Raw genomic sequence first — 14867 nt, 5'->3', positions numbered from 1 at the left:
AAGAGAGGGCGGAAGGACAGTAGGTGCTGGGGTTGTTACTGAGGTGTTGGAGTAAGCTATGAGGGATATAATACTTTTTCAGTGCACTGAGTGCAAAAACAAAAACTATTCGAGCATGAAGAACAAGAAGAATACTACAGACAAGCTTCAGCTCAAGAAGTACTGCAGGAACTGCAGGAAACATACTATGCACAAAGAGACAAAGGCTTAGAAGGTTGGATAGGCCAGTAGCTCTAACGGCTAGAGCATCGGACTCCAAATCCGAGGGTTGGGGGTTCGAATCCCTCCTGGCCTGCCAATATTTAGCTGATAACTGTCAGCTAAAAGCTATAAATAAGGAGCTTAAATGTTTGGAAGGATAAAAAACTTTTTCCATGAGGTGAAGGTAGAGGCGAAAAAGGTGAATTACCCATCAAAGGATGAACTTGTTGGTTCCACGTGGGTTGTGATTACAACAGTGGTGGTTATTTCTGTATTTCTTGGTATTGTGGATTTAGGTCTCGCTAAAATAATTAAACTACTTGTAAGGTAAGGATATGGCTAAAAACTGGTACGTTGTTCATACATATTCGGGTTTTGAAGAGAAGGTAAAGGCATCCATAGAGGAAAGGATTAAGCTCAAAGGCCTCGAGGATAAAATTACGAGGATACTCATCCCTACAGAGAAGGTTATAGAACTTAAGGGCAAGAAGAAAAAGGAGACAGACAGAAAGTTCTATCCCGGTTATATCCTCGTTGAGATGGATCTCGATGATGAGACATGGCACCTCATCAAAAACACCCTCAGGGTCACCGGCTTTGTTGGCGGAGCCAAGCCTGTCCCTCTTCCTCAGGAAGAGATTGATGTAATACTGCAGCAACTCGAAAGAGGGCCTGCACCTGTTGTAAAGAGCCGGTTTGAAAAAGGCGAAAGTGTCAGGATAACAGACGGCCCGTTCACAAATTTTGTCGGATATGTGGATGAGGTCGATATGGACCACGGCAGACTGCGCGTCATGGTCAGTATATTCGGCAGGCAGACGCCTGTGGAGCTTGCATTCTCACAGACAGAAAAGGCGTAGAAATATGATATAGGTCATATAAGACCTATACGACCTATTTTGGAGGAAAATAGATGGCTAAGAAAGAGGTTGTAGCACAGGTTAAAATCGTGATACCTGCAGGCAAGGCAAATCCGGCACCACCTGTCGGACCTGCCCTCGGTCCTCATGGTATCAATATAATGGAATTCTGCAAACAGTTTAATGCGCAGACGCAGAATATGGGCGATACGCTCTTGCCTGTTGTTTTGAGCATTTATAATGACAGGTCTTTTACATTTATACTTAAAACACCGCCTGCATCTGAGTTAATAAAAAAGGCTGCCGGCGTTGTGAAGGGGTCAGGCGTTCCCAATAAGGATAAGGTTGGAACAATAACTGCTGCTCAGGTTGAAGAGATAGCAAAGACAAAACTCCCTGACTTGAATACTACATCCCTTGAGTCTGCAGTCAATATAATCAAGGGAACCGCAAGAAGTATGGGCGTGGAAGTAAGGGATTAAGGAGGGAAAGAATGGGCAAGAAATTGGACAATGCATTATCAAAGATCGATTTAACCAAAGAGTATTCCGTAGAAGAGGCGATTTCCCTTGTGAAAGAGGGTGCGGTTGCCAAGTTTGATGAAACAGTAGATATGGCAATAAACCTCGGCGTTGATGCAAAGAAGTCCGACCAGATGGTGAGAGGTACGGTAGTCCTTCCCTATGGCACTGGCAAATCGGTAAGGGTATTGGTTTTTGCAAAGGGAGAGAAAGAAAAAGAGGCGAAAGAAGCAGGCGCCGATTATGTAGGAGCAGAAGACCTTGTGGAAAAGATACAGCAGGGCTGGCTCGAGTTCGACAAGACAGTGGCTACTCCTGACTTAATGGGATTGGTTGGAAAGCTCGGCAAGATCCTCGGTCCGAGAGGCCTTATGCCTAACCCAAAACTGGGAACGGTTACCTTTGACATTGCAAAGGCAGTTAAGGAGATAAAGGCAGGAAAGGTCGAATATAAAGTGGAAAAGGCAGGCATTGTGCATGTGCCTGTTGGAAAGGTCTCATTTGATAAAGAGAAGCTCCTCGAAAACACTATGGCTATTTTAAAATCGGTGACGAAGGCAAAGCCGGCGACATCCAAGGGAAAATATATAAAGAAAATTACCTTATCCTCTACAATGGGGCATGGTATAAAGATAGATATTTCAAAATTAAAAATTGCATAGCAGGCATTGCCTGAATAAAAATGTCAGAGACAGTAGGCATAACAGGGGGTAATTACTTATTCCCTGTTGTTTAATTGGCCTGAATAATTTGTTGAGCCAGCCTACCGAGACAGCTAAAGATTGAAAAATTGAAGATTTCAAATTTTTAATCTCCCAATAAACTCGGGTCTCTGGGAAAGGAGGAAGGAATCTGATTACCAAGGAAAGAAAATCCCAACAGATAGCAGAACTGTCGGAAAAGTTTTCGAAATCAAAGGCGGTTGTTCTCACCGAGTATAAGGGGCTTACTGTATCAGAGGTTGCTGAACTGAGAAATGTCCTGAAGGAAGCCGGTGCAGAGTATAAGGTCGTTAAGAACACCCTGAGCAGTATCGCTGCAAAGGGCACCCCTGTGGAACCGGCAGCGGATTTGTTCATTGGACCCACAGGTATAGCCTTTGGTTTTGAAGATGCCATTGCTGCAGCCAAAAAGGTGCTTGAGTATGCAGCCAAAAACGAAAAGTTCAAGGTGAAGGGCGGTGTCATCGAAGGACGGCTTTGCTCGGTTGCCGATATTAAGGCAATGTCAAAACTTCCGCCGAAGCCCGTGCTTCTTGGCATGCTGGCAGGTGCAATGCAAGCACCAGCGTCAAAACTTGCCTATGCATTGAATGCTACGCTTACACAGTTTGCTTATGCACTGGAAGCATTGAAGAGTAAAAGAGCAAATGGGTGAATGGGTAAATGAGTCTAACTCATCAACACATTAACTCATTAACACATTAACCAATTAAGGAGGAAAATAAAAAATGGCAGTTACAAAGGAAGATGTTTTTGGTTTTATCGACAACATGACAATCCTCGAGATGTCACAGTTCATCAAGGAATTCGAAGAAAGGTATGGTGTCACTGCAGCAGCACCAGTGGCAGTGGCAGCAGCACCTGTTGCAGCCGCAGGCGCTCCAGTCGCTGCAGCAGAGGAGAAGACAAGCTTTGATGTAGTCCTCGCATCTGCAGGAGACAAGAAGATCCAGGTTATCAAGGTGGTCAGGGAGCTTACAGGGCTCGGACTCAAAGAGGCAAAGGACCTCGTTGATGGAGCACCAAAGCCTCTTAAGACAGGTGTTACAAAAGAAGAGGCAGATGCAATAAAGGCAAAACTCGAGGCAGAAGGCGCAGCAGTAGAAATAAAGTAAAAGAGTAAATGAGAGGATGGGTAGATGAGTAGAGGAAGTGCTTGTAATTTCTTCCTTTTACTCATTTACTCATTTACTCATATGCGCATTAACTCATTAACCAAATATAAGGAGAGCCATGGCAAAGCTTTTAAGGGAAAGGTTAAATTTTGGCAAGGTGCCGTCGGTATTGGAGGTGCCATATCTCGTAGAATTTCAGAAAAAATCCTTTGACAGGTTTTTACAGAAGGATATCGCAGCAGGTAAGAGAATAGAAGAAGGATTACAGGCTGCTTTCAACAGCGTTTTCCCTATAACGGATTATAATGACACCGCTTCCATAGAATTCATTTCATATAGCCTTGGTGAGCCGAAGATGACGCCGAGGGAGTGTCTCCTTAAAGGATTGAATTATGCTGCACCGCTCAAAATAAAGGTAAGGCTCAATGTCTACGAAAAGGACGAAAAAGGAAAGAAGATACTGAAGGAGTCACGCGAGCAGGAAGTTTACATAGGCGATATGCCTATCATGACAGAGACGGGAAGCTTTATCATAAACGGAACTGAGAGAGTAATAGTCAGTCAGCTGCATCGGTCGCCCGGAGTCTATTTTGCTCCTGATAAAGGCAAGACCCATGCGAGCGGAAGGCTTTTATATACAGCGCGGGTGATTCCGGTCAGAGGTTCATGGCTGGATTTTGAATTCGACTCAAAGGATATTCTTTATGTAAGGATCGACAGGCGCAGGAAACTGCCTGCAACCATAGTGCTCAAGGCCCTCGGTTATTCCAACGAAGACCTCCTCAAGACCTTTTATCCTGTTGAGGAGATAACGATAAAGGATAAGGAGCATTATACCAGGGTGGTGAGCGATGTCCTTGCAGGCATCAGGACAAGGCATAATATAGTCTCTCCCGATAACAAAGAGATTATTGTAAAAGAGGGTAGCAAAATAACGAAGATGGCATTGAAGAAGATGGAGGCTGCCGGAATAAGGGAAATACCCATAACAAGGACCGACATTATCGGAAGGGTCACGCTTAAAGATATTGTTGACCCGACGACCGGAGAGATAATCCTTGACGGGAATAAGGAAATCACGGAAGAGGTATTCCACAAGATACTCTCTCTTAAGGTAGATACCCTGCACCTGCTCTTTATCGATAATGTGAGCTACCTCCCATCGCTCAGGGAGACCCTTCTTACCGACAAGGTCGCAACACAGGAGGATGCATTAAAAGAGATTTACAAGAAGCTCAGGCCAGGCGAGCCTGCAACTGCTGCTGCATCCCGTGAGCTCTTTAATGGATTGTTCTTTGACCCGAAGAGGTATAACCTCTCGCCTGTGGGAAGGTTGAAGATCAATGAGAAGCTCGGCATAGATATACCTCTCGATGTCAGGGTCTTAACAGACAGGGACATTGTGGAGATTGTGCGCTATCTTCTCAATCTAAGGACAGGAAAGGGTGAAGTGGATGATATTGATCATCTCGGCAATAGGAGAGTAAGGGGCATAGGAGAGCTCCTCGAGAACCAGTTCAGGATAGGGCTTGTGCGCATGGAAAGGGCCATAAAAGAGAAGATGACCCTTACAGAACTCGATACGGCAATGCCCCATGATTTGATAAATGCAAAGCCTGTGATGGCTGCTGTTAAGGAATTTTTTGGCTCGAGCCAGTTGAGCCAGTTTATGGATCAGACAAATCCGTTGTCAGAGATAACCCATAAGAGGAGGTTGTCAGCCCTCGGTCCCGGCGGACTTACAAGGGAGAGGGCCGGATTTGAGGTCAGGGACGTTCATCCAACCCATTACGGAAGGATATGTCCCATCGAGACCCCTGAGGGCCCGAATATCGGACTCATTACATCTCTTGCATCCTATGCAAAGATTAATGATTTCGGTTTTATAGAGGCCCCCTACAGAAAGGTCGTCAACGGCCGTGTTACAGGCGAGATAGAGTATTTGTCTGCCATAGAAGGCGAGAAATACGTCATCGCAGAGGCCACCACTCCTATAGATAAGCGTGGGAATCTCATGGGAGAGGCTGTTTCAGCAAGGGTTGGCGGAGATTTTAAAATGGTGCCTCCTGAAGAGGTCCAGTACATGGATGTATCGCCGAGGCAGATAGTGGGCGTATCTGCATCCCTGATCCCGTTCCTCGAAAATGACGATGCAAACAGGGCATTGATGGGGGCGAACATGCAGAGACAGGCTGTTCCGCTCTTGAAGCCCGATGCGCCTGTCGTGGGAACCGGCATGGAGCATGTTGCTGCAAGGGATTCCGGATGGCTCAGCATCGCCAGGAGATCAGGCATTGTTGAGAGCGTTGATGCATCAAGGATTGTGGTGAGGGTTACAGAAGCCGGAGGAGGAGTGGACATATATAACCTCGTTAAATTCCAGCGCTCCAATCAGGGCACATGCATGAACCAGAAGCCCATAGTCAATGTGGGAGATAAGGTCGAGCGCGGCGATATTCTGGCCGACGGTCCTTCTACAGATATGGGGGAGCTGGCACTCGGGAAAAATGTCATTGTTGCCTTTATGCCATGGGGAGGATATAACTTTGAGGACGCAATCCTTTTAAGCGAAAGGCTTGTGAAGGACGATGTGTATACATCTATTCATATTGAGGAGTTCGATGTCGAATCACGGGATACGAAGCTCGGCCCTGAGGAGATTACGAGGGACATTCCCAATGTGGGCGAGGAGGCGCTGAAAGACCTTGACGAAAGCGGCATAATAAGAATCGGTGCCGAGGTGAAGGCAGGGGATATCCTCGTCGGTAAGGTTACGCCTAAGGGCGAGACTATGCTGACGCCCGAGGAAAAGCTCCTTCGTGCAATATTCGGCGAAAAGGCAGAAGAGGTAAAAGAGAGCTGCCTCTATGTACCTCCTGGCATTGAAGGCACTGTTGTGGATGTAAGGATCCTTTCGAGAAAGGGAATGGAAAAGGACGAAAGGACAAAGAGCATCGAAGAAGACAATATAAACGAACTCCAGAGGGATTTAGAAGAAGAAATCAAAATCCTGAAGGAAGAGAAGGCTGGAAGGATAAGGAAACTACTGACAGGGCAGAAGGTGGCAGAAGATGTAAAGGACTCAAAGACCAGGGAGGTTGTATGCCCTAAAGGCAAGAAGCTCGCAGAGGACCATTTAAGCAGGGTTAAGGACGACCATCTCTTAAAGATAAAGGTCGATGATGCGGATGTCAGGAACAAGATAGAGGAAGTCAACGCAGAGATTAATCAGTATATCAAATATCTTGAAACACGCTATCACGAAAGAGTCGAAAGGGTAAAGAAGGGAGATGAACTTCCGCCCGGAGTAAACAAGGTTGTAAAGGTGTTCATTGCAATGAAAAGGAAGATACAGATGGGAGATAAAATGGCAGGACGCCACGGAAACAAGGGTGTTGTATCCATGATACTGCCTGAAGAGGATATGCCATATCTGCCTGACGGAACACCTGTTGATATAGTCCTGAATCCCCTCGGTGTCCCTTCGAGAATGAATGTCGGACAGATACTCGAGACCCATCTCGGCTGGGCTGCCATGGCACTCGGCCTGCATGTGTCAACGCCGGTATTTGAGGGAGCGAAGGAGAAGGAGATTAAAGATCTCTTGAAAAAAGCAGGACTTCCCTCATCAGGACAGATAACCCTTTATGACGGAAGGACGGGTGAGCCGTTCAAGCGTCCGGTGACGGTCGGCTGTATGTACATGCTGAAGCTCCATCACCTTGTTGCCGACAAAATCCATGCACGCTCCACCGGACCTTACTCGCTTGTTACCCAGCAGCCTCTTGGCGGCAAGGCACAGTTCGGAGGACAGAGACTCGGAGAGATGGAGGTCTGGGCATTGGAGGCGTACGGTGCTGCCCATACACTGCAGGAATTCCTGACCGTAAAGAGCGACGATATCAGTGGAAGGTCTCGCATGTACGAGGCCATTGTGAAGGGAGACCCAGTGCTTGAGCCGGGTGTTCCCGAATCATTCCATGTATTAATAAAAGAGCTCCAGAGCCTCGGCCTCGATGTGGAGCTTCTGGAGAAAAAGAGAAGCAGGGAGGAATAGATTGGTAGAAGACATTTATGCCCTTTTTCAGAAGCCTAAGAACCCGAAGGACTTTGATGCAATAAGGATAAAGCTTGCATCACCCGAAAAGATAAGGGAATGGTCCTATGGTGAGGTAAAAAAGCCCGAGACCATAAATTACCGCACGTTCAAGCCGGAGCACGACGGCCTTTTCTGTGCTAAGATATTCGGTCCTATCAAAGACTGGGAATGCCTCTGCGGCAAGTACAAGAGGATGAAGCACAGGGGTGTCATATGCGATAAATGCGGCGTTGAGGTAATCCAGTCAAAGGTGAGACGTGAGAGGATGGGACACATTGAGCTCGCAACTCCTGTTGCCCATGTGTGGTTCCTGAGGGGAGTACCAAGCAGGATAGGAACCCTCCTCGATATGACCATAAGACAACTCGAAAAGGTGCTCTATTTTGAGGAGTATATTGTAATAGACCCGGGAGACACGCCTCTGAAAGAGAAGGAACTCCTTTCAGAGGATGAATATAAGAAAAAGCTCTCCGAATTAGGCAGCAGGTTTAAGGCAGGAATGGGTGCAGAGGCCATAAGGGAGCTTTTGAAAAAGGTTGATCTGGAGACCCTTGCAAAGGAGTTAAAGGAGAAGATAGACGCTGTTTCGTCTCTGGGCGTTAAGAGGAAGCTTACAAAGAGACTCAAGATAGTAAAGGCATTTATAAAGTCGGAGAATCGTCCTGAATGGATGATACTCGATACAGTGCCTGTGCTGCCTCCTGATTTAAGACCCCTTGTTCCCCTTGACGGCGGCCGTTTCGCTACATCGGACCTCAACGACCTTTACAGGAGGGTCATAAACAGGAACAACAGGCTCAAGAGGCTTATGGAGCTAAAGGCGCCCAGCGTCATAATAAAGAACGAAAAGAGGATGCTTCAGGAGGCTGTTGATGCGCTCTTTGACAACAGCAAGAAGGCAAAGGTACTGAAGGCAGGCGGAAAGAGGGCGTTAAAGTCCCTTAGCGATATGATAAAAGGCAAGCAGGGCAGATTCAGGCAGAACCTGCTGGGCAAAAGGGTTGACTATTCGGGCCGTTCTGTTATTGTTGTCGGACCCGAACTTCAGCTTAACCAGTGCGGACTACCCAAACGTATGGCCCTTGAGCTCTTTAAGCCCTTTGTTTTCAACAAGCTTGAAGAGAAGGGCTATGCAACTACAATAAAACAGGCAAAGAGACTGGTTGAAAAGGAAACGCCGGAGGTCTGGGATGCCCTCGAAGATGTCATTCACGAGCATCCTGTCCTTCTAAACCGCGCCCCGACCCTTCACAGGCTCGGCATACAGGCATTTGACCCTGTGATTGTGGAAGGCAAGGCCATAAAGCTCCATCCCCTTGTCTGTACAGCATTTAACGCAGACTTCGATGGAGACCAGATGGCTGTCCATGTGCCACTTTCAATAGAGGCACAGATAGAGGCGAGGGTGCTTATGCTTTCGGTAAATAACCTTCTTTCTCCTGCAAACGGCAAGCCCATTGTTGTGCCGACACAGGACATGGTTCTTGGCATCTACTACCTTACAAAACAGAAAAAGGGCGCCCGCGGTGAAGGGAAGATATTTGCCGATCTCGATGATGTCCGCTGTGCTTATGATTCTGGCATTGTGGAAGAGCATGCAGGCATAAAGATCAGGATGAACGGCAAGCTTGTTGAGACAACAGTAGGCCGGGTTCTATTAAGCGAAATACTTCCAAAGAGCATTCCATTTTCAATGGTTAATAAGGAACTGACAAAGAAGGAGATAGGGAAGCTGATAGAGTACATACACAAGACTCTCGGCAAGAGGGAAACCGTTGTATTCCTGAACAACCTCGAAAGGCTTGGCTTTGATTATGCTACAAGGTCAGGAATCTCCATATGCATCGACGATATGCATGTTCCCACAAAGAAGGCAGAATTAATAAAGGAAGCAGAGCAGGAGGTCATGGAGGTTCAGAGGCAGTATGCAGACGGTCTCATAACACAGGGTGAAAGATATAACAAGGTCATTGATATATGGGCAAATGTGACAGAAAGGGTCGCGGATGAGATGATGAAGGAGTTGGGCGCCGAAGACGGAAAGCCCCTTTCCGAGGAGGATTTGAAGGAGAGAAGGTTATTCAATAACATCTTTATGATGGCTGATTCGGGAGCAAGGGGAAGCACTGCCCAGATAAGACAGCTTGCAGGTATGAGGGGATTGATGGCAAAGCCATCGGGAGAGATTATCGAGACCCCGATTACTGCAAACTTCAGGGAAGGCTTAACACCGCTTCAGTACTTTATCTCGACTCATGGTGCAAGAAAAGGCCTTGCAGATACGGCATTAAAGACCGCGAATGCGGGATACCTGACAAGGAGGCTTGTTGATGTTGCGCAGGATGTCATTCTGACAGAAGACGACTGCGGAACAAGTGAAGGCATAGTGGTTACCGCACTTATCGAGGGCGGCGAGATAATACAGCCTTTAGAGGACAGGATATTCGGCAGGACACTCGCAGAGACCCTGAAAGATCCTGTTACCAACGAAACCATAGCGAGTAGAAATCAGGAGATAGATGACGAGCTTGCAAAGAAGATTGTGGATGCAGGGATCGACAGGGTAAAGATAAGGTCTGTGCTTACATGCAATTCCAAAGCCGGGGTTTGTGCAAAATGCTACGGCAGAGACCTCGCAAGGGGAGAGGCAATAGAGATAGGAGAGGCTATCGGAATTATCGCTGCACAGTCTATCGGCGAGCCGGGAACACAGCTCACCATGAGGACATTTCATATCGGCGGCGCTGCAACAAAGGTTATTGAGCAGGCAACCCTTGAGCCAAAGAATTCAGGATATGTGAAGTTCATAGACCTCAATGCAGTTAAAAACAAAGAAGGCGTTCTTATCGTCCTCAACAGAAATGCCATGATAGCTGTTGTGGATAAATCAGGCAGGGAAAAGGAGAAATATAACCTTGTATATGGCGCAAGGATTTTTGCCGAGGACGGGCAGAGGATAGAGTCAGGCCAGCGTCTGGTAGAGTGGGATCCTTATTCAACGCCGATTCTGACAGAGATAGGCGGTAAGATTGCCCTCGGAGATATAGTAGAGGGGGTCTCGGTTAAAGAAGAAGTGGACGAGACAACAGGCCTTGCCCACAAGGTTATAATCGAATATCCTGCCAATATGAGGCCGAGGGTTTCTATCAAGGATGAGCATGGCAGAACAAGAAAGATCCCCGGGACGAATAATCCCGCAAGATACTTGCTACCGTCAGGCGCCCACTTACTCGTTGACAAGGGCGATATTGTAATGCCGGGCGATATCCTTGCGAAGATACCGAGGGAAACAACAAAGACAAAGGATATTACAGGCGGTCTCCCGAGGGTTGCAGAGCTCTTTGAAGCAAGGAAGCCCAAGGAACAGGCGATAGTTACAGAGATAGACGGCATCGTGGAATTCAGGGGCGCCCATAAAGGGATGAGGGTCGTGGTTGTGAAAGGAGGCGAGGAGTCCAGAGAATATCTGATTCCGAAAGGCAAGCATGTTACTGTCCATGAAGGCGATTGGGTAAAGGCAGGAGAGCCCTTGATGGACGGAGCAGTAAACCCGCACAGCATACTCGACATCCTCGGGCCGAAGGAGCTGCAGAGGTACCTTGTGGATGAGGTTCAGAAGGTCTATAGACTCCAGGGCGTTTCTATAAACGACAAGCACATAGAAGTAATAGTACGCCAGATGATGAGAAAGGTGCGCATCGAAGACCCGGGAGACACAATATTTCTTATAGGAGACGAGGTCGACAGAATTACCTTTGCAGAGGAAAACGAGAGGGTAAAGTCAGAGGGCGGAAAGGCCGCAAGGGGAAGGCCCATGCTGCTCGGCATTACAAAGGCATCTCTCGCAACAGAGAGCTGGGTCTCTGCAGCGTCGTTCCAGGAGACCACAAGGGTTCTCACAGAGGCTGCATTGGGCGGTTCGGTAGACGAGCTGAACGGACTGAAGGAGAATGTGATAATGGGAAGGGTCATCCCTGCCGGTACAGGAATGTCTCCCTACAGAGAGACATTCATTAAAGGCGACTTCTATTCCATGCAGCTTGAACACGAAGAGGCTGAGACAGAATAGAAGCACATAGGTCAAAGTTAGAAAGGGTCATGGAGTGAAAATCTCCATGACCCTTTTGTTTGTCCATATGATAAACTTAAGTATATGACCGAAAGTCCTCTCTTTATTGCCGATGCTATGCTCGGAAGCCTTGCAAAATGGCTCAGGATCTTGGGTTTTGATACATTGTATTTTAAAACAATAGATGACAATGAGATCGTAAAAATCGCAAAACAGGAGCAGAGGATACTGCTGACAAGGGATACACGGCTTGTCAAAAGCAAAAAGATCTACTGCTACATACTGATAAACTCTAACGATATATCGGGGCAATTAAGAGAGGTTTTGTTGTGGATCAAGGATCGAGGGTCAGAGGTCAAGGGTAATCCGCGCTGCGCAGAGTGCAATGGCGAGCTATCAACTGCTGACAAAGAATCTGTGGCAAATGATGTCCCCGAGCATGTCTTTCTTAATTTCAATTCTTTTTTTAGATGCAGCAGTTGTGGTAAAGTTTACTGGGAGGGTTCCCACAGAAAATTGATCGATGAAAAGATACAGAACGTTTTAGGGGAGATCAACGCCCATTGGAAGAACTCAGAAAACGACTGATACTATCCGTACTGCTCATAACCTTAATTATAAGCATTTGGAACTACCGGCTATATGGTCATAGAAGGATGGAATATCCTTGACTCCCTTTATATGACCATTATAACCATTGCTTCTGTGGGTTACAAGGAGATACACGAGCTGTCAGCCAGGGGAAGAATGTTTACAATAGTCCTTATAATAGGCGGTGTTGGCAGCGTGCTGTATGCGCTTAATAATGGTGCAAAATTAATTTTAGAAGGTGAATTTAAAGAGATATTCGGGAGGAAGAGATTGGAAAAGAAGATAAGGGAGCTTAAAAACCATTATATTGTTTGCGGCTACGGCAGGATGGGCAAGATAATATGCAGGGAGCTTAGAGAGAAGAATATAAAATTTGTTGTGGTCGAAAAAAAAGCCGGATGCCCTTGAAGAAAAGGGTGATATGCTCATCCTCGAAGGCGATGCCACAAGGGACGAAATCTTAAGAGAAGTTGGGATAGAAAAGGCAAAGGGATTAATATCCGTGCTCCCGACAGATGCCGAGAATCTCTTTGTGGTATTAAGTGCACGGGAATTAAACCCCAAGCTCTTTATTGTTGCAAGGGCAGGAGAAGAGGGCTCGGAACAGAAGCTTATGAGGGCCGGCGCCGATAGGGTCGTATCTCCTTATCATATCGGCGGGCTCAGGATAGCTCATACTGTCTTAAAGCCTGCTGTAGTGGATTTTATAGAGTTTGCGACAAAGAGCGGCAATATTGACCTCCAGATGGAGGAGATAACCGTTCAGGAAGACTCAAAACTTGCAGGACTCACCCTCGATGAGTGCGGCATAGGCAGGGAATTGGGCATTATAATCGTTGCGATAAAAAAACCCACAGGGGATATGAGGTTTAATCCCACATTCAGGACTACCATAAAGGCAGGAGATACATTGATAGCACTCGGAGAAATATCAAAACTTAAAACACTGGAAGACATGGCAGGTATTAAGAGATAGCCCGTGAAGAAACGTAGAGATATCCCGGAATCCCTGATGAATCTCTTTGAACATTTAAAGGGGTTTATTCTCGCTGCCATAGTAATAGTTGCCGTCTTAGGAGTGATTGTCGGCTATCGTTATTACCGATATACACAGGATGAGCCAGCGTACTGCGCATCATGCCATTTGCAGAATCAGCTCCTCGTGGCCTATGTTGTAAAAGGCAATTAACAAAAATTTTCCCAGACCCATGGCCGTGAAAAGCCATGGAAGGCGTGCAGGAAATGCCATATGGACGAGATGTCTCAGGGCGCTTTAACATTAAATAAATCATACGGCCATGCACGGCATGTGTTTATGCAGAGGATTGACTGCAAGATATGCCATAAAGGGACGGTGCATGACTTCCATCCCAATGAGGATGCCTGCCAGAAGTGCCATCAGGACAGGGGTGTGCACGGAGTGGGCATGGAGGCATTCTTATGTCTTAAGTGTCATTCATTCTCGGAAAAGACCACTTCCATGATCCCAAAAGACAGATGCATAAAATGCCATACCAATATCCCGCGAAAGGTCCTATGTCAGGGCTTCTTTGCCATCAGTGTCACAAGCCACATGGAGAAATAAAGCCCACATCTGCCACATGCATTGGCGAATGCCATAAAAATGAGGCATCAGTTGGGCAGCACGGGTTCCATATGAAAAAAGGACTTGATTGCCTGTACTGCCACAAGCCGCACTCATGGGTTGTGGGGCAGGATAGGGCAAGAACTCTCTGTACTAAATGCCATCCATTTAAAGACCCGAAGACTTTTATCTATTAATTTTTGCAATTTTCAGGCCAATCCAATTTGTATAATTTTTGTTGCATTAGAACATTAAATGTGATATCTATTTTTAATAGAGACACCTCAACAATTTATAAAGAGGGGGATTTTTAATTATGCAACCTAAAGAAAAAGAGATGATCTCCATGGGTACAAAGATTGGTGCCATACTCGGGGGTGTTGTATTTATTATTTTTGGCCTCATCCCTGGATTTTACTTTGGAAGTTATACAGCGCTCGTTATCATCAGCTTGCTGAGATGAAGCGCGGTATAAAACTTCACTGTCGGAGCTGTCACTCTGATATAGTTCAGGGAGAACATGTAAAGGTCTCCCTGAATGTGTGCTTTCTTTGTCACTTTAAGGGAGTTCCACACGAGCAGGCTGTCACAGGTTGCCCATCATGCCATTCGGCACCTAAACAGCCTATAGTTGTAAAAGGCAAGACCTTTTCCCATGAAGACGTCATGAAGGCAGATTACAAATGTAATCAGTGCCATTTGGAAGTAACGAGAGGTGACGGTGTAACACCTAAAGAGAAATGTTATTTCTGCCATGTAGAGAGGATAGAAATGTATGATGATGTTAAATTCATCCATGAAAGGCACGTCACACACAGAAAAGCAGATAGACTGCCTGTGGTGTCACTCAAAGATAGAACATGGAAAGATAAAAGTGGTAAAGCAGAATTCGAGGCTGTAAGTAGAGAAATACTGAATCTATAAAATGGGGGATGATATTAGAATCATCCCCCCAATTTTTTTGCATCTTTGCAAATAAAAAACCGGTTTTTGCAGGAATGCAAACATTTCAGAACTAAAAATCTTTGAAAATCAATCAAATAGAATCTGGCATGAAATTCGCTAATATATTGATAAGAATAAAGATTGGCAAGAACAGAGAAA

The 14867-nt window shown here is 46.3% G+C and carries 17 protein-coding genes and 1 tRNA gene; all 18 read left to right on the top strand.

What is annotated here, in order from left to right; genetic code table 11:
* Positions 1 to 58 precede the first annotated feature (58 nt).
* The 18 genes from rpmG to V7L97_RS08715 all read left to right on the top strand — a co-directional run bounded on the left by rpmG (position 59) and on the right by V7L97_RS08715 (position 14687).
* Entirely contained in the window at positions 59 to 211 is a 153-nt protein-coding gene (gene rpmG, locus V7L97_RS08800; RefSeq protein ID WP_333655148.1) for a 50S ribosomal protein L33, read from the top strand.
* 10 nt (positions 212 to 221) lie between these two features.
* Positions 222 to 298 (top strand) — tRNA-Trp (locus V7L97_RS08795).
* Between the two features lie 48 nt (positions 299 to 346).
* Positions 347 to 532, top strand: coding sequence for a preprotein translocase subunit SecE (gene secE, locus V7L97_RS08790; protein WP_333655146.1), 186 nt, complete (start codon positions 347 to 349; stop codon positions 530 to 532).
* A 4-nt stretch (positions 533 to 536) separates the two neighbouring features.
* Entirely contained in the window at positions 537 to 1061 is a 525-nt protein-coding gene (gene nusG, locus V7L97_RS08785) for a transcription termination/antitermination protein NusG (protein WP_333655144.1), read from the top strand.
* Positions 1062 to 1114: 53 nt separating this feature from the next.
* Positions 1115 to 1543: a 50S ribosomal protein L11 gene (gene rplK, locus V7L97_RS08780; protein WP_333655143.1), complete on the top strand. Its 429-nt coding sequence runs from the start codon at positions 1115 to 1117 to the stop codon at positions 1541 to 1543.
* A gap of 11 nt (positions 1544 to 1554) precedes the next feature.
* Positions 1555 to 2244: a 50S ribosomal protein L1 gene (rplA, locus tag V7L97_RS08775; RefSeq protein ID WP_333655141.1), complete on the top strand. Its 690-nt coding sequence runs from the start codon at positions 1555 to 1557 to the stop codon at positions 2242 to 2244.
* A 190-nt stretch (positions 2245 to 2434) separates the two neighbouring features.
* Positions 2435 to 2959: a 50S ribosomal protein L10 gene (rplJ, locus tag V7L97_RS08770; RefSeq protein WP_333655150.1), complete on the top strand. Its 525-nt coding sequence runs from the start codon at positions 2435 to 2437 to the stop codon at positions 2957 to 2959.
* Positions 2960 to 3032: 73 nt separating this feature from the next.
* On the top strand, positions 3033 to 3419 hold the full coding sequence (rplL, locus tag V7L97_RS08765; protein WP_333655140.1) for a 50S ribosomal protein L7/L12: 387 nt from the start codon (positions 3033 to 3035) through the stop codon (positions 3417 to 3419).
* Positions 3420 to 3537: 118 nt separating this feature from the next.
* Complete coding sequence (gene rpoB / locus V7L97_RS08760; protein WP_333655137.1) at positions 3538 to 7476, top strand: DNA-directed RNA polymerase subunit beta; 3939 nt, start codon at positions 3538 to 3540, stop codon at positions 7474 to 7476.
* 1 nt (position 7477) lies between these two features.
* Complete coding sequence (gene rpoC / locus V7L97_RS08755) at positions 7478 to 11587, top strand: DNA-directed RNA polymerase subunit beta' (RefSeq protein ID WP_333655136.1); 4110 nt, start codon at positions 7478 to 7480, stop codon at positions 11585 to 11587.
* An 84-nt stretch (positions 11588 to 11671) separates the two neighbouring features.
* The gene (locus V7L97_RS08750) at positions 11672 to 12175 is read left to right on the top strand and encodes a Mut7-C RNAse domain-containing protein (RefSeq protein WP_333655134.1); all 504 of its coding nucleotides are present in this window, start codon (positions 11672 to 11674) and stop codon (positions 12173 to 12175) included.
* Between the two features lie 54 nt (positions 12176 to 12229).
* Entirely contained in the window at positions 12230 to 12586 is a 357-nt protein-coding gene (locus tag V7L97_RS08745; RefSeq protein WP_333655133.1) for a potassium channel family protein, read from the top strand.
* Positions 12555 to 13154, top strand: coding sequence for a potassium channel family protein (locus V7L97_RS08740; RefSeq protein WP_333655131.1), 600 nt, complete (start codon positions 12555 to 12557; stop codon positions 13152 to 13154). The genes V7L97_RS08745 and V7L97_RS08740 overlap by 32 nt, the downstream gene beginning before the upstream one ends.
* Positions 13155 to 13157: 3 nt before the next feature.
* Positions 13158 to 13367 (top strand): hypothetical protein, encoded by a 210-nt coding sequence (locus tag V7L97_RS08735; protein WP_333655130.1) that lies wholly within the window; start codon positions 13158 to 13160, stop codon positions 13365 to 13367.
* Between the two features lie 60 nt (positions 13368 to 13427).
* A complete protein-coding gene (locus V7L97_RS08730) occupies positions 13428 to 13763 on the top strand; it encodes a hypothetical protein (RefSeq protein ID WP_333655129.1) in 336 nt (111 codons plus the stop codon).
* Positions 13715 to 13960 carry a hypothetical protein gene (locus V7L97_RS08725; RefSeq protein WP_333655128.1) on the top strand — a complete coding sequence of 82 codons (246 nt, stop codon included), beginning with the start codon at positions 13715 to 13717 and terminating at the stop codon, positions 13958 to 13960. Before V7L97_RS08730 ends, V7L97_RS08725 begins: the two co-directional genes overlap by 49 nt.
* Positions 13961 to 14079: 119 nt before the next feature.
* Positions 14080 to 14226, top strand: a complete 147-nt coding sequence (locus tag V7L97_RS08720; RefSeq protein WP_333655127.1) for a hypothetical protein — start codon at positions 14080 to 14082, stop codon at positions 14224 to 14226.
* The gene (locus V7L97_RS08715; protein WP_333655126.1) at positions 14223 to 14687 is read left to right on the top strand and encodes a hypothetical protein; all 465 of its coding nucleotides are present in this window, start codon (positions 14223 to 14225) and stop codon (positions 14685 to 14687) included. The genes V7L97_RS08720 and V7L97_RS08715 overlap by 4 nt, the downstream gene beginning before the upstream one ends.
* Positions 14688 to 14867 lie beyond the last annotated feature (180 nt).

The sequence above is a fragment of the Dissulfurispira sp. genome (assembly GCF_036745535.1).
GTDB lineage: Bacteria > Nitrospirota > Thermodesulfovibrionia > Thermodesulfovibrionales > Dissulfurispiraceae > Dissulfurispira.
The sequence above is the reverse complement of the archived record's forward strand: the minus strand, read 5'-3'. Positions and strand labels throughout refer to the sequence as shown.

Bases quoted from the DNA above. Each gene is read 5' to 3' on its own strand.
- V7L97_RS08725 (WP_333655128.1), top strand. From the start codon at position 13,715: ATGTCAGGGCTTCTTTGCCATCAGTGTCACAAGCCACATGGAGAAATA.
- V7L97_RS08715 (WP_333655126.1), top strand. From the start codon at position 14,223: ATGAAGCGCGGTATAAAACTTCACTGTCGGAGCTGTCACTCTGATATA.
- V7L97_RS08720 (WP_333655127.1), top strand. From the start codon at position 14,080: ATGCAACCTAAAGAAAAAGAGATGATCTCCATGGGTACAAAGATTGGT.
- rplL (WP_333655140.1), top strand. From the start codon at position 3,033: ATGGCAGTTACAAAGGAAGATGTTTTTGGTTTTATCGACAACATGACA.
- secE (WP_333655146.1), top strand. From the start codon at position 347: ATGTTTGGAAGGATAAAAAACTTTTTCCATGAGGTGAAGGTAGAGGCG.
- rplA (WP_333655141.1), top strand. From the start codon at position 1,555: ATGGGCAAGAAATTGGACAATGCATTATCAAAGATCGATTTAACCAAA.
- nusG (WP_333655144.1), top strand. From the start codon at position 537: ATGGCTAAAAACTGGTACGTTGTTCATACATATTCGGGTTTTGAAGAG.
- V7L97_RS08750 (WP_333655134.1), top strand. From the start codon at position 11,672: ATGACCGAAAGTCCTCTCTTTATTGCCGATGCTATGCTCGGAAGCCTT.
- V7L97_RS08745 (WP_333655133.1), top strand. From the start codon at position 12,230: ATGGTCATAGAAGGATGGAATATCCTTGACTCCCTTTATATGACCATT.
- rplK (WP_333655143.1), top strand. From the start codon at position 1,115: ATGGCTAAGAAAGAGGTTGTAGCACAGGTTAAAATCGTGATACCTGCA.
- V7L97_RS08730 (WP_333655129.1), top strand. From the start codon at position 13,428: ATGGACGAGATGTCTCAGGGCGCTTTAACATTAAATAAATCATACGGC.
- rpmG (WP_333655148.1), top strand. From the start codon at position 59: ATGAGGGATATAATACTTTTTCAGTGCACTGAGTGCAAAAACAAAAAC.
- rpoB (WP_333655137.1), top strand. From the start codon at position 3,538: ATGGCAAAGCTTTTAAGGGAAAGGTTAAATTTTGGCAAGGTGCCGTCG.